The sequence below is a fragment of the Pseudonocardia sp. ICBG1034 genome (assembly GCF_020131375.1).
Classification (GTDB): domain Bacteria; phylum Actinomycetota; class Actinomycetes; order Mycobacteriales; family Pseudonocardiaceae; genus Pseudonocardia; species Pseudonocardia alni.
Genome location: NZ_JAHLEK010000019.1, coordinates 99,976 through 126,240 on the forward strand (window position 1 = coordinate 99,976; position 26,265 = coordinate 126,240).

A 26,265-nucleotide genomic window follows, 5' to 3' on the forward strand; every position below is an offset into this window, starting at 1 on the left:
CGTCCCGCAACGGGGCCGGGGCACGACTACGCTCGGACGGGTGACACTCCTGCTCGGACCGGTGCTGCGGCACGTCGACGAGACCAGCGCGCTGGTCTGGGTGCAGACCTCCGGCCCGTGCCGCGTCTCGGTGCTCGGCTGCGACGCCGCGACCTTCGAGGTGTCGGGCCACCACTTCGCCCTGGTGCGGGTGACCGGGCTGGCGCCGGGCACCCGCACCGCCTACGAGGTCCACCTCGACGGCGAGCAGGTCTGGCCGCTGCCGCACTCGCCTTTCCCGCCGAGCCTGATCGCGACACGCGGCGCGGGCACCGAGGCCCACCAGCGGATCGTCTTCGGCTCCTGCCGCTACGTGAAGCTGGCCGACCCGAAGCTGGCCCGGCAGTACGGCCTCGACGCGCTCGACGTCTACGCCGGCCGGATGGCCGGGCTGCCCCCGGAGACCTGGCCGACCACCCTGCTGCTGCTCGGCGACCAGGTCTACGCCGACGAGCTCACCCCGCAGACCCGGCGGCGGATCGCCGGGCGGCGGGAGCGGCACCCGGACTGGCCCGACGACGAGATCGTCGGCTTCGACGAGTACTCGGGCCTCTACCGCGACACCTGGTCGGACCCCGAGGTGCGGTGGATGCTCTCCACCGTCCCCACCGCGATGATCTTCGACGACCACGACGTCCGCGACGACTGGAACACCTCCGGCGCCTGGCGCGAGCAGATCGCCCGCACGCCCTGGTGGTCCGAGCGCATCCGCTCCGGCCTGGCCTCCTACTGGGTCCACCAGCACCTGGGCAACCTCTCCCCCGCCGAGCTCGCCGCCGACCGGACCTGGCAGGAGGTGCAGGCCGCCGAGGGCGACGTCTGGCCGCTGCTGTCCGAGCGGGCCGCCCTGTGGGACCGCGAGACCGGCGACGGCGACGACACCCACAAGGACGAGCGGTTCTCCTTCTGCTGGGAGCTCGGCCGCACCCGGCTGATCGTCATCGACTCCCGCAACGGACGGATCGTCGAGTCCACGCCGCGCCGGATGGTGTCCGACGCCGAGTTCGACTGGATCTCCGCCAAGGCGCTCGCCCCCGGCGACATGGACCACCTCGTCCTGGGCACCTCGGTGCCCTGGCTGATGCCCCAGGTCATCTCCGACCTGGAGGCCGCGACCGAGAAGGGCGCGAACGGCTCCGGCCGGGTCGCCGCCGTCGCCGAGTGGGCCCGCCAGGAGGCCGACCTGGAGCACTGGCCCGCGTTCGGGCACTCCTTCGCCCGGCTCGCCGACCTGATCCGCGAGGCGTGCCGCCCGCGCGCCGGGGACGCCCCGCCCGCCACGGTGTCGGTGCTGTCCGGCGACGTCCACCACTCCTACGCCGCGGTCGCCGACGTGCACACCCACACCCCCGGGGACCGGCCGGGTCGCGGCCCGGAGGGCACCCGGGTCCACCAGCTGACCTGCTCACCGGTGCACAACGTGGTCCCCGCGGTGATGCGGGTGATGTTCCGGATCACCTGGTCGCGGCTGCTGGGCAGGATGACGACCCGCTGGACCCGCCGGACCGGGACCGGCAGCGCGGGCGTGGCCTGGGAGCGGACGACCGGTCCGCTGTTCGGCAACCTCGTCGCGACCCTGGAGACCGACGGGCGACGGGCGTCGTGCCGGTTCGAGCGGCCGCGCTCGGCCGCGGTGCTCGACACCGCGGCCGAGGTCGTGCTGACCCCGCAGGCCCCACCCATGGCCGCCCGGCAGCGGAGGGGGACCACCCCGGCGGTCTGACCGGGTGCGCGGTGACGGCCCGTCAGAACCCGGTACGGGCCAGCCAGCCCGTCCAGACCTCGGCGTCGCCGAGGACCTGGAGACGGTCGTCGTCGGCGGGGATGCGGCGGGTGACGCCCCGGAGCAGGTCCGCGGCGGTGCCGCGGACGGCGGCGTCGCCCTTGCCGTGCCCGTGCTCCCAGACCACGCGCCCTCCCGCGCCGCGCACCATCCACTCCCCCGCCGCGTCCGGCACGTCGTCGGTGGAGTGCAGGTGCAGCGTGGCGCCGTCGGCGAGCGGCGGCTCGGCGGCGGCGGGGCGGGCGGCGAGCAGGCCCAGCCACTCCGAGACGCCGTCGGCGGCGACCTGCGGGTCGATCGGGAACGGCGCCCCGAGCGCGACGGCGGCGTCGGCGCGGTGCACCGTCGCCTCGTGCAGCCGCCGCCGCACCCACCACGCCGAGGGCTGCGGACCGGTGAAGGTCCACACCGGCGCGGTCGGCCCGGCCGCGACGACGGCGTCGAGCAGCTCGGTCGCGCCGTCGCGCAGCCACTGCGCCGCGACCTCCGGGCCACCCTCGGGCGGCTTCCCGCCGGGCACCTGGCGCGGGTCGAGGGCCTCGGTGGCGCCGGTGGCGACCATCCGGGCCGCCCACCGGTGCCCGCGCCCGACGTGGCGGAGCAGCTGCAGCAGCGACCAGCCCGGGCAGGTCGGGACCGGGGTGGCCGGATCGGCCGCCGTCAGGAGGGTGGCCAGCCGGTCGTTCTCCGCGAGGAGGACGGCGGCGTACGGGTCGACCGCGGTGCGGTCCGGTGTCGTGGTCATGAATTCGTACCCCCGGTCGCGGAACATGTGGGTGGGTTGCGGCGAGTCGTGCATGACGATCGCGGAGTTCGGGTAGGCAGGGATCATGCCGCCTCATCGCGACTGGACGCGACGGGGCGCGGGGCGGGCCCTGCTGTACTGGCCGTTGACGGCCTTCCTGCTGGTGGCCGCATTCCCCGCGTACTCCGTGGTGCTGGTCATCGCCTCCGGGATCCTGCTGCCCACCCTCGGCCTCGTCGCCGGGCTGGCCGGAAAGCGCTGGCGGGCGCGCAAGCTCGCCCGGGCGCGCCGCGTGCTGTCCGACGTCGTGGACCCCGCCGCACCCGCCGACGACGACCTGGTCGCCCACGAGGACGAGCCCGACGCGACCGGCCCGGAGACCTCCTGGCCGACCGGTCGGCACTCCCGGCGGGTCCGCGAGCAGGCCGCTCCGGTCACCGGGGAGCCCGCGGCACGCGACGCGGCCTGACCCGCACCGTACGACCCCTGTGATGCTCGCCGGGTTCCTTGTACGTCCGATACTAGGATGTCAAACTAATCCGGCCGGGACACCGCCGTCCGCCCGGCGGGAGGAACGTCCCCGATGAGCACGGACACGAACGCACAGGCCGAGCTGCACGTCCCCACGCACCCGGTCCGTTTCGTGACCGCGGCCAGCCTGTTCGACGGGCACGACGCCGCCATCAACATCATGCGCCGGATCCTGCAGCGACAGGGCGCCGAGGTGATCCATCTCGGCCACAACCGCTCGGTCGACGAGGTCGTGACCGCCGCGATCCAGGAGGACGTGCAGGGCGTCGCCATCTCCTCCTACCAGGGCGGGCACGTCGAGTACTTCTCCTACCTGGTCGAGCTGCTGCGCGAGCGCGGCGCCGGCCACATCAGGGTCTACGGCGGGGGCGGCGGCGTGATCGTCCCCGAGGAGATCGAGCTGCTGCACTCCCGCGGCGTCGCGCGCATCTTCTCCCCCGAGGACGGCCAGCACCTGGGCCTCCCCGGGATGATCAACATCATGATCCGCGAGTGCGACACCGACCTCGCGGCGCAGCCGCCGTCGTCGTTCGACGGGCTGTTCTCCGGGGAGACCGCGACGCTGGCGCGGGCACTGACCCTCGCGGAGTCCGGGACGCTGCCCGAGGAGGTCCGCGAGCGCGTCGCCGCCTCCGAGCGCCCGGTGCCGGTCCTCGGCATCACCGGCACCGGCGGCTCCGGCAAGTCCTCGCTGACCGACGAGCTGGTCCGCCGCCTCCGGCTCGACCAGGAGGACAAGCTCCGCATCGCGGTGCTCGCGGTGGACCCGACCCGACGCAAGGGCGGTGGCGCGCTGCTCGGCGACCGCATCCGGATGAACGCGCTGTCCGGTGACCGGGTGTTCTTCCGCAGCCTCGCCACCCGCGGCAACGACGGCGGCTCGCTGCCCGAGCGGCTCGGCGACACCATCGCGGTGCTCCGCTCCGCCGGGTTCGACCTGGTGGTCGTCGAGACGCCCGGCATCGGCCAGGGCGACGCGGGCATCGTCCCGTTCGTCGACCACTCGCTGTACGTGATGACGCCGGAGTTCGGCGCCGCGTCCCAGCTCGAGAAGATCGACATGCTGGACTTCGCCGACGTCGTCGCGATCAACAAGTTCGAGCGCCGCGGAGCCGAGGACGCCCGCCGCGACGTCGGCCGCCAGCTGGTGCGCAACCGTGAGGAGTTCGGCGCGACCTGGGAGGACATGCCGGTCTACGGCACCTCGGCCGCCACCTTCAACGACGACGGCGTCACCGCGCTCTACCAGCACCTGCGCGACCTGCTCGCCGAGGGCGGACTGACCGTGGGCGAGGGGCGTCTCCCCCGCGTCGACACCAAGACCTCCAGCGACTACGCGGCCGTCATCCCGCCGGAGCGGGTCCGCTACCTCGCCGACATCGCCGGTGCGGTGCGGGACTACCACGCCGACACCGAGACCCACGCCCGGGCGGCCCGCACCGCGCAGCACCTGCGCACCGCCGCCGAGCTGGTCGGCGGCGACGACCTCGACGAGGCGCTGCGCACCGCCGAGAAGAAGGTCCCCGCCGAGTCCGCCGAGCTGCTGGAGGCGTGGCCGTCGCGGGTCGCGGACTACTCCGGCGACGAGTACGTCTACACCGTGCGCGACAAGGAGTTCCGCACGAAGCTGACGCGCGAGACGCTGTCCGGCAACCCGGTGCGCCGGGTCGCGCTGCCGAAGTTCGACGACGACGCCGCGCTGCTGCGCTTCCTGCGCCGGGAGAACCTGCCCGGCTTCTACCCCTTCACCGCCGGGGTGTTCCCGTTCAAGCGGGAGGGTGAGGACCCGGCCCGCATGTTCGCCGGCGAGGGCGACCCGTTCCGCACCAACCGGCGGTTCAAGTACCTGTCGGAGAGCTCGGACGCCAAGCGCCTGTCGACGGCGTTCGACTCGGTCACCCTCTACGGCCACGACCCGGACACCCGCCCCGACATCTACGGCAAGGTCGGCACCTCGGGCGTCTCGATCGCGACCCTGGACGACCTCAAGGCCCTCTACGACGGCTTCGACCTGTGCTCGCCGACCACCTCGGTGTCGATGACGATCAACGGCCCCGCGCCGACGATCCTCGCCTACTTCCTCAACACCGCCATCGACCAGCAGGTCGACCGGTTCCGCGACGAGCAGGGCCGCGAGCCCGACGGGGGTGAGCGCGAGGAGCTCGTCGCCTACGCGCTCGCGAACGTCCGCGGCACGGTGCAGGCCGACATCCTCAAGGAGGACCAGGGCCAGAACACCTGCATCTTCTCCACCGAGTTCTCGCTGCGGATGATGGCCGACATCCAGGAGTGGTTCATCGCGCACAAGGTGCGCAACTTCTACTCCGTCTCCATCTCCGGCTACCACATCGCCGAGGCCGGGGCGAACCCGATCAGCCAGCTCGCCTTCACCCTGGCCAACGGGTTCACCTTCGTCGAGAGCTACCTGGCGCGCGGCATGGACGTCGACGACTTCGCGCCGAACCTGTCGTTCTTCTTCTCCAACGGCATGGACGCCGAGTACACGGTGATCGGCCGGGTCGCCCGCCGCATCTGGGCGATCGCGATGAAGGAGCGCTACGGCGCCAACGAGCGCTCCCAGAAGCTGAAGTACCACGTCCAGACCTCGGGACGGTCCCTGCACGCGCAGGAGATGAACTTCAACGACATCCGCACCACGCTGCAGGCGCTCTGCGCGCTCTACGACAACGCGAACTCCCTGCACACCAACGCCTACGACGAGGCGGTCACCACGCCCACGCAGGAGTCGGTGCGCCGCGCGATGGCCATCCAGATGATCATCAACAAGGAGTGGGGCCTGTCGCTGAACGAGAACCCGCTGCAGGGCTCGTTCGTCGTGGACGAGCTCACCGACCTCGTGGAGGAGGCGGTGCTGCGCGAGTTCGAGTCGATCGCGGAGCGTGGCGGTGTGCTCGGGGCGATGGAGACCGGCTACCAGCGCGGCCGGATCCAGGACGAGTCGATGCTCTACGAGCACCGCAAGCACACCGGTGAGCTGCCGATCGTCGGCGTCAACACCTTCCTCAAGCCCGCCGACCCGGACGAGGCGCACCAGGAGATCGAGCTGGCGCGCGCCACCGAGGCCGAGAAGCAGTCCCAGCTCGACCGGCTCGCGGACTTCCAGTCCCGGCACCGCACCGAGGCCGAGCAGGCGCTGCGGCGGCTGCAGGACGTCGCGACCGGTGACGGCAACGTGTTCGACGAGCTGATGCGTGCCGCGCGGGTGTGCTCGCTGGGTCAGCTGACCACGGCGTTCTTCGAGGTCGGCGGACAGTACCGGCGCAACATGTGACGGCGGGCGGGGCCGGTCCACCCGGCCCCGCCTCCCTCACCAGCGCCCGCGCCGGTTCGGGATCCGCGCGGCCGCCAGGCCGACCGCCGCGAGCGCCACCGCCAGCACCCCGTAGGCCGCCCCGGCGGCGACGCCCGGGTCCTCGGCGGCGGTCACCGCGGCGGTCAGCACCGACACCGCGGCGATTCCACCCATCTGCCGGAACATGATGCGCAGCCCGGACACCGCGGCGACCTCGTCGGGCACCAGGTGCATGCCGGCGTTGTTGGCGGCCGGACCGGACAGGCCCGTGCCCAGCCCGAGCAGGGTGGAGCCGGCGAGCAGCCACACCGTGGGCCCGCCGAACGGGGGCGCCACCGCGGTGACCACCAGCCCGGCGACGACGGCGACCAGGCCACCGAGCAGCAGCGGCCGGAAGCCCAGCCGGCGCAGCAGCGCGACCGCGGCCGCCGAGGTGACGATGGTGCCGACCGCGCGGCCGGTCAGCAGCGCCCCGGCGACGAACGCGGGCAGGTCGTAGCGGACCTGGGCGTAGAGCGGCAGGGTCGCCGAGAACCCGATCACCACGGCGCCGAAGACGACGTTGGTGACGTTCATGATGCCCAGACCGCGCCCGGCGAGCAGGTGCATCGGGACGACCGCGTCGGGCCGTCGCCGGGCGTGCCGGACGAACACCGCACCCGCCGTCAGCGCGACCACACCGGCCAGGGCGGTCCAGCCGGGCCCCGACCCCGGCGAGCCGAGCCGGGTGATGGTGAGCATCGTGGCCAGCAGGGTCACGACGAGCAGCGCGATACCGGCGGCGTCGATCCGCGCGGTCCGCCGGTGCGGAGGGTCGTCGACCAGGGCCAGCCCGACGGCGACGAGCAGGATCCCGATCGGCACGTTCACCAGGAAGATGCCGTGCCAGGTCCAGGTGGTGAGCACCAGCCCGCCGACCAGCGGCCCGAGGATCGCGCCGATCGGGAAGACGCTGGTGAACAGCGCGAGCGCCCGGTCCCGGTCACGGCCGAACTGGTGCGCGACGACCCCGTTGGCGGCCGGCAGCATCACACCGCCGGCGAGGCCCTGCACCAGCCGGCAGGCGATGAGCACACCGATCGACGGGCTGAGCGCGCTCAGCCCGGACATCACCGTGAACACGGCGACCCCGGCCAGGAACATCCGCCGGCCGCCGAAGCGGTCGGACAGCCACCCGCCCAGTGGCAGCGCCAGGATCTGCCCGACAGCAGCGACGGTCACGACCCAGCCGGTCCAGGCCAGGTCGGCGCCGAGGTCGCCGCTGATCGTCGTCAGCGCGGTGGCGACCGACGTCCCGTCGAGGGAGAACATCAGCAGCGCCAGACCGACGACGGCGAAGACCGGCACACGCCGGGGCAGCGGGTCGTCGCCGGGCGGCCCGGCGGAGCCGTCCCCGGCCGGGCGGTGGGTGTCGTGGGCGGCGTCGGTCACGTGGTCGGCACACCTGTCTTCCCGGAGGAACCGGACATGATGTGCTTACCACAAGCTAAACACCTCGGGCGGGGCGGCCGCCCGACCGGCTCAGCGGCGGGGGCGACTGCGTCGACGGCCGCGGTTCCAGCCGCCGAGGATGCCGATCGCCTCGACGAACGACTCGGCAGCCTTGGAGAGCTTGCGTCCGGCCTTCCGCATCGGGGTTCCTCCGAAGATGTGTCTGGTGCTGGGGGCGAGACCTCACCGTGACAGACGACGACGAGTCGTCGACACGGGGGCACTGGTCCATGAGGGTGACGAACCGGACAGCGTCCGGTCCCGTCGCGGACGTCGACCACCCGGGCGGAGCACCGCGGCACGGCGTGTCGGGTGGCGGTGGCACCGACGGAGCAACGCCGGGGTGGACGCGCCGGGCCACTGCTCCAGGTGGGGATAAGCGCGTCTCACACCGCGGGTGCCGGGGTCCGGCGCAGGACCAGCGCCAGCGCCAGCGCCCCCACCAGCAGCGCGCTGACGTAGCCGACGACACCCGCCCAGCCGGCGTGGTCGTAGGCGACTCCGCCGACGGCGCCGCCGATGCTCGACCCGGCGTAGTAGCCGACCAGGTAGAGCGACGACGCCTGGGCCGGCACCGCACCGGGCAGCATCGCCGAGCGCCGCCCCACCCAGGAGCTGGCGACCGAGTGGGCGCCGAAGAAGCCGACGGTCACCAGCAGCAGCCCGGCCAGGGTGGTGAGGAGGAGGTCGGGCAGGGTCACCCAGATCCCGCCGAACGCGACCAGCGTCGCCACCCACAGCACCGGGCGGCGCCCGAACCGGTCCCCCAGCCTGCCCGCACCGGTGGAGGCCCAGCTGCCGGCGAGGTAGCCGAGGAACACCAGCCCCACCAGGGTGCCGGGCAGCGAGAACGGCGGGGCCAGCAGCCGGAACCCGAGGTAGTTGTAGACGGTCACGAACGCGCCCATCAGCAGGAACGCCATCCCGAACAGGCAGAGCAGGCCCCGGTCGGTGAGGTGGCGGCGCAGCGGTCCGCCGAGATCGCGCAGCCGGGTGCGGGCCGGGGCGGGCGCCGTCGCGGGCGGCAGGAGCAGCCGGAACGCGACGGTTGCGAGCACCGAGACCGCACCGACGGCGGCGAGCCCGGCCCGCCAGCCTCCGAGTTCGGCGACCCAGGACGCGACGAGCCGCCCGGACAGCCCGCCGAGGGTGTTGCCGGCGATGAGCAGCCCGACCGCGCCGCCGAGGTGCCGCGGCGCGACCTCGTGGGTGAGGTGGGCCATCGACAGGGCGGGCAGCGCCGCGAGGGCGATGCCCTGCAGCCCGCGGACGACGACGAGGGTCTCGAAGGTGGGCGCCAGCGGGGCGAGCAGTGCGAGGATCGCCGACGCCGCGAGCGCCCAGGTCATGACCCGCGCGCGGCCCCAGGACTCGGTGAGCGCGGACAGCGGCAGTACGGCGAGGGCGAGGGTGCCGGTCGTCGCCGACAGGACCAGGCTGGCCGTCGACGAGGGCACGCCGAACTCCGCCGAGAGCGTCGGCAGCAGCCCCTGCACGCTGTAGACCAGCACGAACGTCGCCAGACCCGAGAGCCACAGGGCGATGCCGAGCCGCCGGTAGCCGGGGGTGCCGCGCTCATGGGGCGGGGCGGGCCGGGTGGCGGTCGGAGCCGGGGGACGCTCGGTCGTTGTCATCGCACACGACCGTAGGTGCCGACGTCGGATGCGTCCAATGCATGCTTCGTCGACGTACCATGCGTTGATGCATGAGTCGTTGGCGCCGGCGCTGCACCGCTTCGTCGCGGTCGCGCGCGACGGTCACCTCACCCGCGCCGCGGAGCGGATCGGGGTCCCGCAGCCCACGCTGTCGCGGGCGATCGCCCGACTGGAGGGCGAGCTGGGCGTCGCGCTGTTCCGGCGGTCCGGGCGCGGGCTGGCGCTGACCGCGGCCGGACGGACGCTGCTGCCTCGGGCCGAGGCCGCACTGGCCGAGCTCGGTGCGGGCGTCGCCGAGCTGGCGGGCGACGCCGACCCGGTCACCGGCCGGGTCGCGCTCGGCTTCCTCGGGACGATGGGCACCTCCGCGGTGCCGGGGATCCTGCGGGAGTTCCGGGAGCACCACCCGCGGGTGCGGATCGAGCTGGTGCAGGTGCCGCACGCGGCACTGCTGGAACGGGTCCGCGACGGCCGGGTCGACCTGGCCCTCACCTCCCCCGTGCCCGACGAGCCCGGCCTGGTCGCGACCCCGCTCGCCGAGGAGGAGCTGCGCCTCGCCGTGCCGTCCGGGCACCGGCTGGCGCGCGCGGGTGCCGCGGACCTCGCCGAGGTCGCCGACGACCCGTTCCTGCTGTTCGCCCGCGGCTACGGGCTGCAGGGGGTGGTGGAGTCGTGGTGCGCGCAGGCCGGGTTCCGCCCGCGCCGGGCGTTCGAGGGCGGGGAGACGGCGACGCTGCGCGGCCTGGTCGGGGCCGGGCTGGGCGTCGCGCTGCTCCCCGCCGGGCCGGACGTGCCGGGGGTGGTGCAGGTGCCGGTGCGCAGCCCGCACACCGTGCGGACGCTGGGGATGGTGCACGCGGCCGACCCGCGGCCGACGGCGCCGGTGCGGGACCTGCGGGCGTTCGTCGTCCGGCACGGGCCACGGTGGCTGGCCGAACACGGGTGAACCGGGGTCGGCGGACCCGGCGGACGGCCGCGGTGCCGGACAGGGACGCGTCCGGCCCGGCCCCCGGGATACCGTCGGCCCATGACTGCGCGGACTGCGGCGCCGGTCGACGACGAGGGTCGCGAGGTCCCGATCCCGGGCACCGTGCGGCGGGTCGTGTCGATCGTGCCGTCACTGACCGAGGCGCTGGAGGCGACCGCGCCCGGCGTCGTCGTCGGCGCGACCGACTGGTGCACCCACCCCGGCGACCTCGGCGCGGAACGGATCCGGGGGACGAAGAACCCCGACGTCGAGCGGATCGTCGCGCTGGCCCCGGACCTGGTCGTCGCCAACCAGGAGGAGAACCGTCTCCCCGACCTGGACGCGCTGCGCGCCGCGGGGCTGCCGGTCTACGTCACCGACATCCGTGACGTCGACGGCGGCCTCGCCTCGCTGGGCCGGCTGCTCGCCGCCTGCGGGCTCGGCGAGCCCGGCTGGCTGCGCGAGGCCCGCGAGCTGTGGGCGGCCGTGGAGCCCGCGTCGCCGCGGCGGCGCGCCGTCGTGCCGATCTGGCGGCGGCCGTGGATGGCCGTCGGCTCGGACACCTTCACCGGCGCGGTGCTGGAACGGCTCGGGATCGACAACGCGCTCGCCGGCTCCCCCGGGCGCTACCCGCGGATCGACCCCGCGGCGCTGCCGGAGCACGACCTCGTCGTGCTGCCCGACGAGCCGTACCTGTTCACCGCCGACGACGGGCCCGAGGCGTTCGACGCGCCGTCGGCGCTGGTCAGCGGGCGGCTGCTGACCTGGTACGGGCCGAGCCTGGTGGAGGCGGCGCGGGAGCTGCCCGCCGCGCTCGGGACCCGCTGAGCGCCCCCCGGGCGTCGTCACCGCGGCGGGACGAGCGCCGCGACGAGGGCACGCAGGTCGGCCGCCATGTCGAACCCGCCGGGACCGGCGGGGTCGGCCGGGGCGGCCGGGTCGCCGCCGGGAGGGCGGTCGAGCAGCCACTGGACCTGCAGCCCGTCGGCCGCGGCCAGCAGCAGCCGGGCCACCCGGTCCGGGGTGAGCTCCCCGGCGGGCGCCGCGCCCGCTCCGGGGTCGGCACCGGGGTCCGCACCCGGATCCGCTCCGGTCTCCAGCTCCGCGGTGAGCGCGGTGCGCAGCCGGTCGTAGCGCCGGGCGAACCAGTCGTGGGCGGCGTGGCCCGGGTCGGTCGCCTCGGCCGAGGTGACCGCGTACAGCCGGACCAGACCGGGCTCGGACCCGTTGTCGCGCACGGTCTCCAGCAGCGCCTCGGGGCCGGTCCCGGGCTCGGCGCGCGCGGCGGCGGAGCGCTCGTCGCGGGCCTGCAGCACCGCGACCAGCAGCGCCTGCTTGGACCCGAAGTAGTGGAACAGGGTCGGCTCGCTGACCCCGACCCGGCGCGCGATCTCCTTCGTCGACGACGCGTGGAACCCGCCGGTCGCGAACACCTCCAGCGCCGTGTCCAGGATCTGCTCCCGCCGCTGCCGCCCCTTGGCGTAGCGCCCGCGTGCCGTCGTCACCGGTCGAGGCTAGCCCACGAATCCCGAGTGTCACTAGGTTTTCACGGGTACGGTGGGCCCATGCCTTCCGTCGACGAGGACCTGCTCACCACACTCATCGCCCGGCTCGACCTGGAGGCGAAGGTCCGGCTGCTGACCGGGGCCGACTTCTGGTCCACCCCGGCCGAGCCCGCGATCGGGCTGCGCCGGATGGTGCTGTCGGACGGGCCGTCCGGGGTGCGCGGGGAGAGCTTCGACGAGCGGTCACCGTCGCTGTCGCTGCCGTCGTCGACGGCGCTGGGGGCGACCTGGGACCCGGAGCTCGCCCGCCGCTACGGGTCGGCCCTCGGCGCCGAGGCCCGCCGGCAGCACGCCGACGTCGTCCTCGGGCCGACGATCAACCTGCACCGCACCCCCTTCGGCGGCCGCCACTTCGAGGCGCTGTCGGAGGACCCGCTGCTGACCGGCGAGCTCGCCGCGGCCTACGTGGAGGGACTGCAGGCGCACGGGGTCGCCGCGACACCGAAGCACTACGTCGCCAACGACGCCGAGTCCGAGCGCTTCACCGTGGACGACGCGGTCGACGAGCGGGCGCTGCACGAGCTGTACCTGGCCGCGTTCGAACCGGCCGTCACCCGGGCCGGGGCGTGGGCGGTGATGTCGGCCTACAACGGAGTCAACGGGGCGACGATGAGCGAGAACCCGCTGCTCGCCGAGCCGCTCACCGGCGAGTGGGGCTTCGACGGGCTCGTGATGTCGGACTGGGGCGCGGTGCGCACCACGGTCGCGTCGGCGCGCGCCGAGCAGCACCTGGTGATGCCCGGCCCGGTGGGCGCCTGGGGCGAGCGCCTGGTCGCCGCGGTGCGCGACGGCGAGGTCGACGAGGCCGTCGTCGACGGCAAGCTGCGGAGGCTGCTGCGCCTGGCCGCCCGGGTCGGCGCGCTGGAGGGGGCACCGACGCCGCCCGCCGCCCCGGCCGCCGAGGACGGCGCCGCCGTGGCCCGCGGGCTCGCCGCCGCGGGCAGCGTCCTGCTCCGCAACACCGGCGAGCTGCCGTGGGACGCCTCGTCGCTCGGCACGGTCGCGGTGCTCGGGCACAACGCCGCGCTCGCCCGCACCCAGGGCGGCGGGAGCGCCACGGTCCGGCCCGTTGCGGTCGTCGCGCCGCTGGACGGGCTGCGCGCCGCGCTCGGCGAGGACCGGGTGCGGTACCGGCTGGGCGCGCAGGTCGCCGAGGGCGTGCAGCCCTTCGACCCGGCCACGATCACCGACCCGGTCACCGGGGAACCCGGACTGCGCGCGGTGTTCCGCGCCGCGGACGGCTCCGCGCTGCGCAGCGAGCACCGGCTCGGCGCCTCGCTGATCTGGATGGGCGCCGAGATCCCCGACGGCGCCGAGACCGTCGAGGTGTCGGTGCGGTGGGCACCCGGGCCCGGGACGCACCGGGTCGGGGCCGCCGCCGTCGGGCACGTGACGGTGCACGCCCACGGGACGGCGGTGCTCGACACCGAGGCCGTCCTGACCGGCGACGAGGGTCCGGGCGCGGCGATCTTCGAGGCCCCCTCGGTGACCGGGGAGGTCGGCACCGACGGACCGGTCGACCTGGTCTTCCGGTTCCGCCCGTCCGGCGGCGAGGCCGGCATGGCGCTGTTCGCGCTCACCGTCGGGACCGAGACCGTCGTCGCCGACCCGCAGGCCGAGGTGGCCGCGGCGGCCGCGCTGGCGGCGGACTGCGACGTCGCCGTCGTCGTGGTCGGGACCAGCGACCGGATCGAGAGCGAGGGCTTCGACCGCACCTCGCTGGCACTGCCCGGCCACCAGGACGACCTGGTCCGGGCCGTCGCCGCAGCCAACCCGCGCACCGTGGTGGTGGTCAACTCCGGCGCCCCGGTGCTGCTGCCCTGGCGCGACGAGGTGGCCGCGGTGCTGCTCGGCTGGTTCGGCGGGGAGCGCTTCGGCGACGCCGTCGCCGACGTGCTGCTCGGGCACGCCGAGCCGGGCGGGCGGCTGCCGACCACCTGGCCCGCCACCGGCGGGGAGCGCTCGGTGCTGTCCGGGCGCCCGACCGGCGGCGTGCTGCGCTACGACGAGGGCGTGCACGTCGGGCACCGCAACTGGCTGCGCCACGGCGAGACGCCGGCGTACCCGTTCGGGCACGGGCTCGGCTACACCACCTGGACCCTCGACGACGCCGTCGCCGGGCCCTGGTCGGCCGACGGCGTCGCGGTGACGGTCACCCTGACCAACACCGGCGACCGGGCGGGCCGCCAGGTCGTGCAGGCCTACCTGTCCCGGGCCGGCTCCGACGTCGAGCGGCCCGCCCGCTGGCTGGCCGGCTGGGCGGTCGTCGACGCCGCCCCCGGCACGACGACGGCCACCGTGGCGGTGTCGCGGCGCGCGTTCCGCCACCGTGCGGGCGGGACGTGGGCGACCGAGCCGGGGACCTACGACCTGCACCTCGGGTTCTCCGTGGCCGACACCCCGCTGCACGCGACGGTGGAGGTCGTCGGCGAGGGCTGAGCGGTCAGCCCGCGGCGGGTGCGGGCACCCGGTGCAGGCCGGCGCCGAGCTCCTCGATCCGGCGGGCCTCCGCCGCGGGGAGCTCGTCGTCGGTCACCACGAGGTCCAGCTCGTCGAGCCCGGCGACCCGGAAGCGCTCGTGGGTGCCGTACTTGGTGCTGTCGGCGAGCAGCACCCGCCGGCCGGCCGCCGCCATCGCCGCGCGCTTGAGCGTGACCTTGTCCGTGGCGTGGATGGTCACGCCCCGCCCGGCGTCCCAGGACCCGGTGCTCAGGAAGCACAGGTCCACCGCGAGCGCCCCGAGGGTCGCGGCGGCCAGCGGCCCGGAGGCCGAGTCGCTGTCCGGGTCGACCGCACCGCCGGTGTGCACGGCGTCGATCCCGGAGAGCCCGTGCAGCGCCCGGACGGTGCCGAAGTCGTTGGTCACCACCGTGACCCCGCTGCGCCCCGCGAGGTGGGCGACGACCGACTCGCAGGTCGTGCCGGCGTCGAGGAAGACGACCATGCCGTCGTCCACCAGGGACGCGGCGTGCTCCGCGATCGCCCGCTTGCGCGGCAGCTCCAGCGCCGCGCGTCCGGCGCGCGCCCGCGGCGGGCGGCCGGGCTCCTCGACCAGCCGCACCCCGCCCTGGACGGCGACGACCCGGCCGGCCTCCTCCAGGGTCGCGATGTCGCGCCGCACCGTCATGTGCGAGACGCCCATCAGCCCGGTCAGCGTCCGGATGCTGAGCACCCCGGAGCGGCGCAGCAGGCGCAGCAGCTCCTGGTGACGCTCCTCCGGGATGAGCGGTGCCGCCACGTGCCCCTCCGTCTCCACGGGTCGATCGTACGAGCTGTCACACAGATTCACACATGCTGTTCTCTCGTGTGAATCCTGGTGCTAGCGTGTGCCTCGATGTTACGGAAGCTGGATGTTCTCAATGCCGTGGACCGCACCGGGACGATCCTCATCGTCCGGCTCGACGACCCCGAGGAGGCCCTCGCGGTCGCCCGTGCGGCCGTCGCCGGCGGTGTCCGGGTCCTCGAGATCACCTACTCGGTGCCGGGGGCGCTCGACGTCGTCCGGACGCTGTCGCGCGAGTTCGCGGGCGACGGCGTCGCGGTCGGCGTCGGGACCGTGCTGGACGAGGCGGCGGCGTTCGCCGCCGTCCGGGCCGGGGCGCGCCTGCTGGTCAGCCCGCACCTGTCGCCCGGCATGATCCGCGCCGCCCAACGGTACGGCGCCGTCTCGGTCAGCGGGGCCTACACCCCGACCGAGGTCGTCGCGACCCTCGAGGCCGGCGCCGACCTGGTCAAGCTGTTCCCGACCGAGAACGCGGGCCCGGACTACGCGCGGGCCCTGCTCGCGCCGCTCCCCCAGGCGTCGCTGGTCCCCGCTGGTGGGGTCTCCACCGGCAACGTGAAGGACTGGTTCGCCGCCGGCGTGCACGCGGTCGGTGTCGGCAGCGCCGTCACCAAGGCCGCCCGCCCCGACGGCGACATGTCGCGGGTCACCGCGGCCGCCGCGGACTTCCTGGCGGCGGTCGCCGACGCCCGGGCCTGACCCTCCCCGGCACCACCCTCTCCACCCGGTTACGAAGGAGTGACTGCATGACCGACACCGCGAGCAGCGCGGCGGCGACGTCCACCACCCCGCAACGGCCGCCCCGCATCCGCTGGGTCCTCGTGGCGTTCCTGCTCATCGGCGGGATCGTCAACTACCTGGACCGCTCGACGCTCAGCGTGGCCAACACGACCATCGCCGAGGAGTTCGGGCTCGGCCCGGTCGAGATGGGTCTGCTGCTGTCGGCGTTCGCCTGGCCCTACGCGATCGCGAACCTCCCGGCCGGCTACCTCGTCGACCGGTTCGGCCCGAAGTGGATGTTCGCCGCGGCCTCGGCCGCCTGGTCGCTGGTCGGGATGGTCACCGCGGCCGCCCAGTCCTTCGGCGCGCTCTACGCGCTGCGGGTCGCGCTCGGCGTCACCGAGGCGCCGTTCTTCACCGCCGCGCTGTCGGTGAACCAGCGGTGGTTCGGCCGCTCGGAGCGGGCCCTGCCGGTGGCACTGGTCAACACCGGCTCCCAGGTCGCGAACGCGATCGCGCCGCCGCTGCTGACCTTCCTCATGCTCACGATGTCCTGGCGCGGCATGTTCCTGGTCGTCGGTGCGCTCGGCGTCGTCGTGGCGCTGGTCTGGCTGCGGATCTACCGCGACCCCACGCTGCGCGAGCAGGCCGCGATCCACGCCGAGGAGGCCCTCGCCGCCGGCCCGGTCGTGCCGGACACCGCGAAGGTCGGCTGGGGAACCCTGCTGCGGCGCCCGAACACCTGGTTCATGGTCCTGGGCGCGTTCGGCATCTTCTACACCGTCTGGGTCTACCTGACCTGGCTGCCCAGCTACCTGCAGACCTCGCTGGGCTTCTCGCTCAAGGAGAGCGGCTGGCTGGCCGCGCTCCCGTTCCTGTGCGGCGTGGTCGGCGTGCTGTTCGGCGGCTGGCTGTCCGGGCGGCTCATCGGCGCCGGGGTGTCCACCGTGCGGGCGCGCAAGATCCCGATCGTCGGCGGTGCCGTGCTCGCCGCCGCGGCGGTGCTGCCGGCCGCGTTCGTCACGCACGTCCCGTCGGTGATCGCCCTGCTCAGCCTGGGGTACTTCGCGGCCCAGGTGCCGATCGGCTGCCTGTGGACGCTGGCCGCGGACATCGCACCGGCCCACCAGGTGGCCTCGCTCGGCGCGATCCAGAACTTCGGCGGCTTCGTCGGCGCGGCGGTCGCACCGGTGGTCACCGGGGCCATCCTCGCCGCGACCGGCGGCAGCTACACGTGGGTGTTCGTGGTCGGCGGGGCACTGCTGCTGCTCGGCGCGCTGTCCTACGGCGCCTTCGTGCGGGACCGGTCGTGAGCGCGCTGTACCTGGTCGTCGGCCCCGCGGGCTCGGGCAAGTCGGGGGTCGCCCGCCGACTCGCCCAGCGGGTCGGCGGCGCCTACCTGGACAAGGACGACGTGGCCACCGGGTTCACCGAGGCACTGCTCGCCGCCGCGGGCACCGACCCGCACGGCCGTGACGACAACCCGTACTACCGCGACGTCGTGATGGACCTGGAGTACGCGGCGCTGTGGCGGCTCGCCGCGGCGAACCTGCGGCTCGACCGGCCGGTGGTGCTCGACGCGCCGTTCCTGCGCTGGTTCGACGAGAAGGGCCACCTCGGGGCACGGCGCCGCGAGCACGCGGTCCCCGGCACCGCCGCGGCCGTCGTCGTGCAGGTGCACGCCGACGGCGCGACGGTGCGGGAGCGCGTCGCGCGTCGCGGGCTGGCCCGCGACCGGGGGAAACTCGCCGACTGGGACCGGTTCTGGGCCTCCGCCGGCGGGCGCACCTGCCACTGGACCGGCGCGACGCACGTGACGCTGGACAACTCCGCCGACGACGTGCCGGTCGACGACCTCGTCGACCGGCTCCTGGCGGCCGTTCCCGGCTGAGCCGGTCCGGTCCGGGTCAGCCGGCGTGCGCGGCCCGCACCAGGTCCGAGCACTTCTCCCCGATCATCATCGTGGTGATGTTCGGGTTGATCGCCGGCAGGAACGGCATCGCCGACGCGTCGGCGACCCGCAGGCCCTGCACCCCGCGGACCCGCAGCTGCGGGTCCAGGACGGCGCCCGGGTCGCCGTCGGCGCCCATCCGCGCGGTGCACGCCGGGTGGTACACGGTGTTGTGGGTCTTGGTGATGTAGTCGGCGAGCTCGTCGTCGGTCACGGCGTCCGGGCCCGGCGCCAGCTCGGCGGCGATCCACTCCTTCAGCTGCGGCTGCTCGGCGATGCGGCGGGCCAGCCGGACGCCCGCGGTCATCACCCGCATGTCGTGGCCCTCGGGGTCGGTGAAGTAGCGCGGGTCGACCCGGGCCCGGTCCCGGAAGTCGCGGGTGCGCAGCCGCACGGTGCCCCGGGACCGGCCGCGGGTGACGTTCGGGGTGAGGCAGAACCCGTTGTCGGTGGTCGGGTAGCCCCAGCGCAGCGTGTTCATGTCGAACGGCACCGAGCCGTAGTGCATCATCAGGTCCGGCCGGTCCAGGGCCGGGTCGGTGCGGTGGAACAGCCCGATCTCCCACCACTGGGTCGACTCGGTGACCATCGGCTTCGCCGCGTCCCAGAAGACCAGGCCCTCGACGTGGTCGTCGAGGTTCGAGCCGACGCCGGGCAGGTCCGAGCGGACCTCGATGCCGAACTCGCGCAGGTGCTCCCCCGGGCCGATGCCCGAGAGCATCAGCAGCTTGGGGGTGTCGATCGCCCCCGCGGAGAGGATCACCTCGCGCTCGGCGTGCGCGGTCTCGCGGCCCGGGCCGATCCCCCGCTGGTACTCGACGCCGGTGGCGCGGGTGCCGTCGAACAGCACCTGCGAGGCCCAGCAGTCAGTGCGCACCTCCAGGTTCGGGCGGGAGTCCAGGATCGGGTGCAGGTAGGACACCGAGGCCGACGCGCGGGTGCCGTCGGGGAAGGAGTTGATCTGGAAGTACCCGGCGCCGTCGGTGACGGTGTGACCCTCGTTGAACCGCACCGTCGGCATGCCGACCTGCGCGGCGGCCGCCAGCACGGCGTCGCCGCAGGGATCCTTCGCCGGGATCTGCATGAGGTTGACCGGGCCGGAGCGGCCGTGGCCGTCCCAGTCGCCGTCGTTGGTCTCCAGGCGCCGGATCAGTGGCCAGCACTCGTCGGCGGACCAGCCGGTCAGGCCGGACGCGGCCCACTCGTCGAGGTCCTCGCGCGGGGTCCAGAAGGCGATGCAGGAGTTGTGCGAGCCGCAGCCGCCGAGCACCTTCGCGCGGGCGTGGCGCATGTGGGAGTTGCCGCGCTCCTGCGGCTCGACCGGGTAGTCCCAGTCGTAGCCGGAGTCGAGCAGCGCCATCCAGTCGGTGAGCCGCAGGATGTTCGGGTCGCCGACGTCGGACGGGCCCGCCTCCAGCAGCAGCACCCGCACGGCGGGATCCTCGGAGAGCCGCGCCGCGAGCGCACAGCCCGCCGAGCCGCCGCCCACCACGACGTAGTCGAACCGGTCGGTCATGCCGTCTCCCCCATGCCCTGCTCGATCTCCTTCGCCCGGTGCTCGGGCAGGCAGCCCAGTCCGTGGCGGCCACGCAGCCGGAACCACGTCAGTCCGGCCAGTGCCACGACGCCGATGAACAGGAACGCGATGAACCGCAGCCACCCGGTGCCGTAGACCTCCTCGCGCGGCCAGGCCAGGTTGATCGCCATCGCCGCGCCCCACAGCACCGCCAGCACGTTCACCGGCAGACCCAGACGTCCCAGCGAGAAGTACCCCTTCTGCCCCTCGTCCGGCCAGTGCCCGCGCAGCCGCCGGACCAGCATCGGCACCGTGACCAGCAGGTACGCGATGTAGATCATGATGATCGCCACGCTGGTGACCGCGGTGAACACCTCGGGCACACCGACGTTCGCGACCAGGATCAGGATCGCGACGACACCGACGACGATCGCCGGCACCACCGGCGTCTTGTGCTTCGGGTCGATGCGCGCCAGCACCGAGCCGGCCGGGAGCGCGTTGTCCCGGGCCATCGCGAACATCAGCCGGATCGCGGCCGTGTGCACGGCCAGCAGGCAGACGATCACCGCGATGCTGATGGTGATCAGGAAGATCCGGCCGATCGTGCCGCCGGCGACCTCCAGCAGCACGAGCTGCCCACCGCCGTCCTTGCTGCCCAGGCGCGGGTCGGCCAGGTCCGGTGCGGCCAGGATGATGCCGAGCAGGATCAGCCCGCCGAGCACGAACGAGGCGATCACCGCGCGCAGGATCGCCGCCGGGGCGGTGCGCCGCGGGTCGACCGTCTCCTCGCCGAGCGAGCTGGCGGTGTCGAAGCCGTACATGACGTAGGCCGAGGCGAGCGCCGCGACGAGGAACGTGCCGAAGTATCCGCCACCGCCCGCGGCCGGTGCCGGGGTCTCGAACAGCACCGAGACCGGGTTGCGGATGCTCAGCAGCAGCGCCACGACGATGACCACCGCGGCGATCAGCTCGATGAACACCCCGGTGGAGTTGATCCGCGCCATCAGCTTGACGCCGACGGCGTTGATGACCGTGGTGAGCACGATGAGGATCGCCCCGAGCAGCACGCCGTTGACGGCGGCGTCGCCGGCGTCGGAGGCGTCGCCGACGAGCTGGAAACCCGACCAGATCTGGGGGAAGGTCAGCTGCGCGGCCAGCGCGACCGCCGACAGCGACACCACCGAGGCCGTGAACATCATCCAGCCGGCCAGCCAGGACACGGTCGGCCCGGCCAGCTGCTTGGACCAGTTGTAGACCGACCCGGCGACCGGGTAGCGCCCGGCCAGCTCGGCGAAGGACAGCGCCACCATGAACTGGCCGGCGAACACCATCGGCCAGGACCACCAGTAGGCCGCGCCGCCGGTGCCGAAGCCGAAGTAGAACAGCTGGAACGTGCCGGTCAGGATCGAGATGTAGCTGATCCCGGCCGCGAAGCTGGCGAACTTGCCGATGCTGCGGTCGAGGGTCTGGCTGTAGCCGAACTCGGCGAGCCCTCCCCCGTCGCCGTCCGTGTCCGGGGACGGGTTGCGCCGGGTCGGTTCGGGAACGGTCATCGTGGACCTCCTGGGCCGTTGCGTCGCGTCATCATGGCGGCCTCAACGGCCCGAGAACCATCCTTGGGGCTGCGGAGCGGTGTTGGTCCACACGTGCTTGATCTCCTGGTACTCGGCCAGGCCGGTCGGTCCGAGCTCGCGGCCGTTGCCGGACCGGCCCATGCCGCCCCACTCCGCGCCCGGGAAGTACGGGTGGAAGTCGTTGATCCAGACGGTGCCGTGGCGCAGCGCGGACGCGACCCGGTGGGCGCGGCCCATGTCGGCGGTGAACACCGCACCGGCCAGCCCGTACTCGGTGTCGTTGCCCAGGCGGACGGCCTCCTCCTCGGTGTGGAACCGCTCGACGGTCAGCAGCGGACCGAAGGTCTCCTCGCGGATCAGCCGCGATCCCGGCGCCAGGTCGGTGATGACCGTCGGCAGGTAGAAGTAGCCGTTCGCGAGGTCCGGGTCGTCCGGCCGGGCGCCGCCGCACCGGATCGTGGCGCCCTCGGCACGGGCGGCCGCGACGAAGTCCTCGATCTTGGCCAGGTGCGCGGCGGAGACCAGCGGGCCGACCTCGACGCCGTCCGTGAGACCGTTGCCGAGCCGGATCAGCTGCGCACGGCGCACCACCTCGTCGACGACGGCGTCGGCGACCGGGTCCTCGATGATCAGCCGGGCGCCCGCGGAGCAGACCTGGCCGGAGTGCAGGAACACCGCGAGCATCACGTAGTCGACGGCGAGCTCGAAGTCGGTGTCGGCGAAGACGATGTTCGGGTTCTTCCCGCCCAGCTCGACGGCGGTGCGCTTCACCGTCTCGGCCGACGCCCGGATGATCTTCTGGCCGGTGGACAGGCCGCCGGTGAAGCTGACCATGTCCACGTCCGGGTGCTCGGTCAGCGGGGCGCCGACCGACGGCCCGTCGCCCAGCACGATGTTCACCACGCCGGCCGGGACCCCGACCTCCTCGCACAGCTCCACCAGCACGATCGAGGTGAGCGGGGTGACCTCGCTGGGCTTGATCACCATGGTGTTGCCCGCGGCGATCGCCGGGGCGACCTTCCAGGACAGCTGCAGCAGCGGGTAGTTCCACGGCGTGATCAGGGCGCAGACGCCGACCGGCTCGTGCACGATCCGCGACACCACGGCCGGGTTGCCCGTGTCGACGATCCGCCCGGCGTCCTTGTCGGCCAGCCCGGCGTAGTAGCGGAAGACGGCGGTGACGTCGTCGACGTCCTGGCGGCCCTCCGCGATCGTCTTGCCCGTGTCGAGGGTCTCCAGCCGGGCGATCCTCTCCCGGTCCCGCACCAGCAGGTCGGCGATCCGCCCGAGGAGCGCACCGCGCTCGCCGGTCGTGGTCCGCCGCCACGGCCCGTCGTCGAAGGCACGGCGCGCGGCGGCGACGGCACGGTCGACGTCGTCGGGTCCGGCCTGGTCGACCTCGGTGACGGTCGAGGCGTCGTAGGGGTTGACCACCGGGGCGGTCCCGGCGGACCCGGTGGTCCAGCTTCCGTCGATGTAGAGGCTCGGCACGGCGCGAGCTTTCACCGGGAACCGGCCGGTGTGCAAACCCGGGCCGGCGTCCTTGCGTGGGGAGACGGTCACGCTTTCCAGTCGGCCCCGCGTGGCAACGTGCCGAATGCCGGGTTAGGGTTGCGCGATGAGCAACACGGTGCGTGGACGGGAGCCCGGGGTGCAGTCGGTCGACCGGGCCATCACCCTGCTGACCCTGCTGGCCGACCGCAGCGAGGCGGGGGTCAGCGAGCTCGCGGCCTCGCTCGACGTCCACAAGTCGACCGCCTTCCGGCTGCTCGGGGCACTGGAGGAGCGCGGACTGGTCGAGCAGATCGCCGACCGCGGCAAGTACCGCCTCGGGTTCGGGCTGATCCCGCTCGCCGGCCGGGTCGCCGAGCGCCTGGAGGTCACCACCCAGGGCCACCCGGTCTGCGAGACGCTCGCGGAGCGGCTCGGCGAGACCGTCAACATCGCCATCCCCGACCGCGGGTGGGCGGTCAACGTCGACCAGGCCCGCGGCCCGTCGATGGTCACCACGTTCAACTGGCTCGGCCGGATCACCCCGATGCACAACACCTCCAGCGGCAAGGTGCTCCTCGCCTCGGTCGTCCTCGACGACCCGGGGACGATGCCGGACACGGTGCCGGAGCAGGGCCGCGACACACTCGTCGAGGAGCTGCGCCGGGTCCGCCGGCACGGGTACGCGTGGTCGCTGGAGGAGCTGGAGACCGGCCTCAACGCCGTCGCCGCGCCGGTGCTGGACCACGGTGGTGCGGTGGTGGCCGCCCTGTCGGTGTCCGGGCCCGCCTACCGGCTCTCCGCCGAGCGGATCGAGCGGATCACCCCGGAGGTCGTCGCCGCGGGGCGTGAGATCAGCCGCCGCATGGGGTTCTGGCGCGACCGCTGAGCCGCGGTCCTACGGCGGCGGGGCCGGCGCGGGCCCCTGCAGGCGTTCCAGCACCGGCGGCAGGGTGCGTTCCAGCTCGTCGCCGTGCCGCTCGAACTCGCGCCGCAGGAACGGCGCCGCCAGCTTCAGCAGACCCTTGAGCCGCACCCGGGCGTGGAAGCTCACGACGCTCCCCCCACCCTCGGCCGGCTCGACGACGATCTCCTCGGTCGCGGTGACCGTCGGGTTCTCCCCGACGAACACGACCCGACCGGCCGTCAGCTCCCGCAGCGTGTGGTCGAGCTCGCTCTCCCGTCCGCCCCACACCGACACCGTGTGCCAGGCGGCGCCGACCGCGACCGGGCCGCCGCCGTCGGAGCGGGTGCTGGAGCGCACGGTGGGGTCCCAGATCTCGCTGTGCCCGTGGTCGGCCAGGTAACCGAGCACCGTCTCGGCAGGGGTGGACACCGTCATCACCCGCTGGACGCCGACCACGACGCTCCTCTCCCCGGCCGGGCGCCGCTCGGGACCCGGCCCGCTGCTCCCGACCGGCGCAGATGGTCTCACGGCGACCGGTCATGATCGAGAGCCCGTGCCGGTTTCCCCGGAACGCCCGTGCCGGGGGCGCGCGGCACGCACACTCCCCCGACGCGGGCGGGCCGGGCGGGCCCGCCACCGACGACGGAGGTGCCGCGGTGCACGACCGAGACCGACCGGGGACGCCGTGGACGAGCGGCCGGGCCCGTCCCGGACCGCACCCGTCGCCGGGCGGGGTGGCGCGCTCCGACCCGGACGGGCTCGACGCCGCCGCCACGGCGCTCGACCGCGTCGCCGAGGGCCTCACCGGGGACGCGGCGCTCGTCGGCCCCGCCGTGCCGGTGCCCGGCTTCGCGGCCGGGGCGGCCGCCGCGGCCTGGGAGGACGCGATGGTGCGGGCCGTCCGGGAGCACGCGGGGCACACCGCGTCGACGGCGTCGGCCCTGCGCGCGGCCGCCGCGGCCTGGCGCGCCGCCGACGACGACGCGGCGGTGGCGTTCGCCGGGCGCGCCTCGTGAGCGCCGGGCCCGCGCTGGGCGACCTCGTGGCCGCCGACCCCGGCGCGTGGCTGCGCCGCGCCGGCACCTGGGACGGGGTGTCCCGGGCCCTGTCCGACCGCGCGGCCGAGCTGGAACGCTCCGCACCGGAGTCGTGGAGCGGGGCCGACGCCGACGCGGCCGCGCTCGCCCGCGCCGAGCAGGTGCGCAGGCTGCGTGCCGACGCGGGCACCGCGTCCCGGGCCGCGCAGGTGCTGGGCACCCACGCCGGTGAGGTGCTCGACGCCCAGCGCCGGCTCGTCGTCGCCGCGCTGGCGGTGCACCCGCAGTTCGTCGTCGACCTCGAGCGCGGCACGCTGTGCGCGGGCCCCGCCGCGCACCCGCCGGGTGTGTGGCGGCTGCCCGCGATGGTCGCCCGCTTCGGGGCGGACCTGGTCCGCCTGTCCGCCGCGGTGGCCGACGCCGTCGGCGCCGCCACCCGGTCCGACCACGCCACGGCCGCCGCTCTCGACGCGCTCCGCCCCGCCCCCGCGGCGGTGCCCCGCCCGGTCGCGCCCGCCGCGGCGCCGCCCGCCGGTGCGGACGCCGACGCCGTGCGGTCCTGGTGGACCGGGCTGCCCGGGGCCGACCGGGAGCAGCTGCTGCACACCCGGCCCGGGCTCGTCGGCGGGCTGGACGGCGTGCCGGTCGCCGACCGAGACCGGGCGAACCGGGTCCTGCTCGACGCCGAGCTGTCCCGGCTGCGGGCCCGGGCGACGCTGCTGGACCGCACCGGGGACACCGCGGGCGCGGACCGCGCCCGGCGGGCCTCGGCCGGGCTGGAGACCACCCGTCGACGCCTGGACTCCGGCGACGCGTACCTGCTCCGCCTGGAGCGCGGGGACACCGGCGGGCGGCTCGTGCTCGCCGTCGGCGACCCGGAACGCGCCGCGCACGTGCTCACCCACGTCCCCGGGACGACCGCGGGCTGGGGCACGGTGCCCGGCGACCTGGCCCGGGTCGAGGCGACCCGCGCGGCCGCCCGGGCGGCCGCGAGGGACGGTGCCGTCGCCGCGGTCCTGTGGACCGGCTACGACGCTCCCCCGGACCTGCTCGCGGCGGCGGACCCCGCTGCCGCCCGCGCCGCCGCCGGGGACCTGCGGTCCTTCCAGGACGGCCTGCGGACCGGGCACGCCGGACCGGTCCACCTGACCGTCGTCGGGCACTCCTACGGCTCGACGGTGCTCGGGAACGCCGCCCGGGGCGGCGGCCTCGCCGCCGACGACGTCGTGTTCGTCGGCAGCCCCGGGACCGGCGCGGGGCACGCCTCCGAGCTCGGCACCGCACCCGGGCACGTCTGGGCGACGACCGCGCGGCACGACCCGATCGGCCGGGTGCCCGGGGTCGAGGTCTTCGCGACCTCGCGCGGTCTCGCCCCGACCGGGCTCCTGCACGGCCCGGACCCGGCGGCACCGGCGTTCGGTGCACGGGTGTTCGGCTCGGCCCCCGGGTCGGCACTCCCGCGCCCGGACGACCCGGCCACCCCGAACGACGAGTCCGCGTTCGCCGCCGCCCACGGCGGCTACTGGGACCCCGGCTCGCCGAGCCTGAGCACCCTGGGCCGGATCGTCGCCGGAGCGCCCGTTCGGTCGTGACACTCCGTCATGGGCGATCCGCTTTGCGAGACCGCCGCACGTCCGTCCGGCCGAACGAACGACCGCTCAACGAACGAGAGATGGGCCAGGTCACAGGTAGTCGTC

At 74.6% G+C, this 26,265-nt stretch carries 21 protein-coding genes; 12 read left to right on the forward strand and 9 right to left on the reverse strand.

Features of this window, described 5'->3' with window-relative positions; all coding sequences use genetic code 11:
• The first annotated feature begins 40 nt into the window (after positions 1 to 40).
• The gene (locus KPF22_RS20535) at positions 41 to 1,762 is read left to right on the forward strand and encodes an alkaline phosphatase D family protein (protein WP_224403037.1); all 1,722 of its coding nucleotides are present in this window, start codon (positions 41 to 43) and stop codon (positions 1,760 to 1,762) included.
• A gap of 22 nt (positions 1,763 to 1,784) precedes the next feature.
• Here the strand turns inward: KPF22_RS20535 and KPF22_RS20540 are convergent, their stop codons facing one another.
• Entirely contained in the window at positions 1,785 to 2,654 is an 870-nt protein-coding gene (locus KPF22_RS20540; protein WP_224403038.1) for a maleylpyruvate isomerase family mycothiol-dependent enzyme, read from the reverse strand.
• Here KPF22_RS20540 and KPF22_RS20545 point away from each other — a divergent pair.
• The gene (locus tag KPF22_RS20545) at positions 2,653 to 3,036 is read left to right on the forward strand and encodes a hypothetical protein (protein WP_208825968.1); all 384 of its coding nucleotides are present in this window, start codon (positions 2,653 to 2,655) and stop codon (positions 3,034 to 3,036) included. The genes KPF22_RS20540 and KPF22_RS20545 overlap by 2 nt on opposite strands.
• 114 nt (positions 3,037 to 3,150) lie before the next feature.
• Entirely contained in the window at positions 3,151 to 6,390 is a 3,240-nt protein-coding gene (gene icmF / locus KPF22_RS20550) for a fused isobutyryl-CoA mutase/GTPase IcmF (protein ID WP_208825967.1), read from the forward strand.
• A 36-nt stretch (positions 6,391 to 6,426) separates the two neighbouring features.
• Here the strand turns inward: icmF and KPF22_RS20555 are convergent, their stop codons facing one another.
• Positions 6,427 to 7,842: an MFS transporter gene (locus KPF22_RS20555; protein WP_208825966.1), complete on the reverse strand. Its 1,416-nt coding sequence runs from the start codon at positions 7,840 to 7,842 to the stop codon at positions 6,427 to 6,429.
• A 446-nt stretch (positions 7,843 to 8,288) separates the two neighbouring features.
• A complete protein-coding gene (locus KPF22_RS20560) occupies positions 8,289 to 9,536 on the reverse strand; it encodes an MFS transporter (protein ID WP_224403039.1) in 1,248 nt (415 codons plus the stop codon).
• Positions 9,537 to 9,603: 67 nt separating this feature from the next.
• Between KPF22_RS20560 and KPF22_RS20565 the strand changes: the two genes are divergently transcribed.
• A complete protein-coding gene (locus tag KPF22_RS20565; RefSeq protein WP_224403040.1) occupies positions 9,604 to 10,503 on the forward strand; it encodes a LysR family transcriptional regulator in 900 nt (299 codons plus the stop codon).
• Between the two features lie 81 nt (positions 10,504 to 10,584).
• Positions 10,585 to 11,352 (forward strand): helical backbone metal receptor, encoded by a 768-nt coding sequence (locus KPF22_RS20570; RefSeq protein ID WP_208824293.1) that lies wholly within the window; start codon positions 10,585 to 10,587, stop codon positions 11,350 to 11,352.
• 17 nt (positions 11,353 to 11,369) lie between these two features.
• On the opposite strand, the gene KPF22_RS20575 is transcribed toward KPF22_RS20570, so the two are convergent.
• The gene (locus tag KPF22_RS20575; RefSeq protein WP_224403041.1) at positions 11,370 to 12,029 is read right to left on the reverse strand and encodes a TetR/AcrR family transcriptional regulator; all 660 of its coding nucleotides are present in this window, start codon (positions 12,027 to 12,029) and stop codon (positions 11,370 to 11,372) included.
• A gap of 60 nt (positions 12,030 to 12,089) precedes the next feature.
• Between KPF22_RS20575 and KPF22_RS20580 the strand changes: the two genes are divergently transcribed.
• Positions 12,090 to 14,528: a glycoside hydrolase family 3 C-terminal domain-containing protein gene (locus KPF22_RS20580; protein ID WP_224403042.1), complete on the forward strand. Its 2,439-nt coding sequence runs from the start codon at positions 12,090 to 12,092 to the stop codon at positions 14,526 to 14,528.
• 4 nt (positions 14,529 to 14,532) lie between these two features.
• On the opposite strand, the gene KPF22_RS20585 is transcribed toward KPF22_RS20580, so the two are convergent.
• Positions 14,533 to 15,327 carry a DeoR/GlpR family DNA-binding transcription regulator gene (locus tag KPF22_RS20585; protein ID WP_224403043.1) on the reverse strand — a complete coding sequence of 265 codons (795 nt, stop codon included), beginning with the start codon at positions 15,325 to 15,327 and terminating at the stop codon, positions 14,533 to 14,535.
• 96 nt (positions 15,328 to 15,423) lie between these two features.
• On the opposite strand from KPF22_RS20585, the gene KPF22_RS20590 reads away from it, so the two are divergent.
• The 3 genes from KPF22_RS20590 to KPF22_RS20600 are packed head-to-tail and all read left to right on the forward strand — an operon-like array spanning position 15,424 to position 17,983.
• The gene (locus KPF22_RS20590; RefSeq protein WP_208824285.1) at positions 15,424 to 16,071 is read left to right on the forward strand and encodes a bifunctional 4-hydroxy-2-oxoglutarate aldolase/2-dehydro-3-deoxy-phosphogluconate aldolase; all 648 of its coding nucleotides are present in this window, start codon (positions 15,424 to 15,426) and stop codon (positions 16,069 to 16,071) included.
• Between the two features lie 47 nt (positions 16,072 to 16,118).
• Entirely contained in the window at positions 16,119 to 17,405 is a 1,287-nt protein-coding gene (locus KPF22_RS20595) for an MFS transporter (RefSeq protein WP_224403044.1), read from the forward strand.
• Complete coding sequence (locus KPF22_RS20600) at positions 17,402 to 17,983, forward strand: AAA family ATPase (RefSeq protein WP_208824281.1); 582 nt, start codon at positions 17,402 to 17,404, stop codon at positions 17,981 to 17,983. The genes KPF22_RS20595 and KPF22_RS20600 overlap by 4 nt, the downstream gene beginning before the upstream one ends.
• 16 nt (positions 17,984 to 17,999) lie before the next feature.
• On the opposite strand, the gene KPF22_RS20605 is transcribed toward KPF22_RS20600, so the two are convergent.
• From KPF22_RS20605 to KPF22_RS20615, 3 genes are read right to left on the reverse strand one after another with little or no spacing between them, the layout of a single operon-like run.
• Positions 18,000 to 19,559 carry a GMC family oxidoreductase gene (locus KPF22_RS20605; RefSeq protein ID WP_224403045.1) on the reverse strand — a complete coding sequence of 520 codons (1,560 nt, stop codon included), beginning with the start codon at positions 19,557 to 19,559 and terminating at the stop codon, positions 18,000 to 18,002.
• Complete coding sequence (locus tag KPF22_RS20610; RefSeq protein ID WP_224403046.1) at positions 19,556 to 21,112, reverse strand: APC family permease; 1,557 nt, start codon at positions 21,110 to 21,112, stop codon at positions 19,556 to 19,558. The genes KPF22_RS20605 and KPF22_RS20610 overlap by 4 nt, the downstream gene beginning before the upstream one ends.
• A 42-nt stretch (positions 21,113 to 21,154) precedes the next feature.
• Complete coding sequence (locus KPF22_RS20615; protein WP_208824275.1) at positions 21,155 to 22,624, reverse strand: aldehyde dehydrogenase family protein; 1,470 nt, start codon at positions 22,622 to 22,624, stop codon at positions 21,155 to 21,157.
• 127 nt (positions 22,625 to 22,751) lie between these two features.
• Between KPF22_RS20615 and KPF22_RS20620 the strand changes: the two genes are divergently transcribed.
• Positions 22,752 to 23,513, forward strand: a complete 762-nt coding sequence (locus tag KPF22_RS20620; protein WP_174525552.1) for an IclR family transcriptional regulator — start codon at positions 22,752 to 22,754, stop codon at positions 23,511 to 23,513.
• A gap of 9 nt (positions 23,514 to 23,522) precedes the next feature.
• On the opposite strand, the gene KPF22_RS20625 is transcribed toward KPF22_RS20620, so the two are convergent.
• On the reverse strand, positions 23,523 to 23,987 hold the full coding sequence (locus KPF22_RS20625) for an SRPBCC family protein (protein WP_073574048.1): 465 nt from the start codon (positions 23,985 to 23,987) through the stop codon (positions 23,523 to 23,525).
• A gap of 200 nt (positions 23,988 to 24,187) precedes the next feature.
• Between KPF22_RS20625 and KPF22_RS20630 the strand changes: the two genes are divergently transcribed.
• Positions 24,188 to 24,547, forward strand: a complete 360-nt coding sequence (locus KPF22_RS20630) for a hypothetical protein (protein WP_224403047.1) — start codon at positions 24,188 to 24,190, stop codon at positions 24,545 to 24,547.
• A complete protein-coding gene (locus KPF22_RS20635; protein ID WP_224403048.1) occupies positions 24,544 to 26,160 on the forward strand; it encodes an alpha/beta hydrolase in 1,617 nt (538 codons plus the stop codon). The genes KPF22_RS20630 and KPF22_RS20635 overlap by 4 nt, the downstream gene beginning before the upstream one ends.
• Positions 26,161 to 26,265: the final 105 nt, after the last annotated feature.

Bases quoted from the DNA above. Each gene is read 5' to 3' on its own strand.
- KPF22_RS20545 (WP_208825968.1), top strand. From the start codon at position 2,653: ATGCCGCCTCATCGCGACTGGACGCGACGGGGCGCGGGGCGGGCCCTG.
- KPF22_RS20540 (WP_224403038.1), bottom strand. From the start codon at position 2,654: ATGATCCCTGCCTACCCGAACTCCGCGATCGTCATGCACGACTCGCCG.
- icmF (WP_208825967.1), top strand. From the start codon at position 3,151: ATGAGCACGGACACGAACGCACAGGCCGAGCTGCACGTCCCCACGCAC.
- KPF22_RS20560 (WP_224403039.1), bottom strand. From the start codon at position 9,536: ATGACAACGACCGAGCGTCCCCCGGCTCCGACCGCCACCCGGCCCGCC.
- KPF22_RS20565 (WP_224403040.1), top strand. From the start codon at position 9,604: ATGCATGAGTCGTTGGCGCCGGCGCTGCACCGCTTCGTCGCGGTCGCG.
- KPF22_RS20570 (WP_208824293.1), top strand. From the start codon at position 10,585: ATGACTGCGCGGACTGCGGCGCCGGTCGACGACGAGGGTCGCGAGGTC.
- KPF22_RS20580 (WP_224403042.1), top strand. From the start codon at position 12,090: ATGCCTTCCGTCGACGAGGACCTGCTCACCACACTCATCGCCCGGCTC.
- KPF22_RS20590 (WP_208824285.1), top strand. From the start codon at position 15,424: ATGTTACGGAAGCTGGATGTTCTCAATGCCGTGGACCGCACCGGGACG.
- KPF22_RS20595 (WP_224403044.1), top strand. From the start codon at position 16,119: ATGACCGACACCGCGAGCAGCGCGGCGGCGACGTCCACCACCCCGCAA.
- KPF22_RS20605 (WP_224403045.1), bottom strand. From the start codon at position 19,559: ATGACCGACCGGTTCGACTACGTCGTGGTGGGCGGCGGCTCGGCGGGC.
- KPF22_RS20610 (WP_224403046.1), bottom strand. From the start codon at position 21,112: ATGACCGTTCCCGAACCGACCCGGCGCAACCCGTCCCCGGACACGGAC.
- KPF22_RS20620 (WP_174525552.1), top strand. From the start codon at position 22,752: ATGAGCAACACGGTGCGTGGACGGGAGCCCGGGGTGCAGTCGGTCGAC.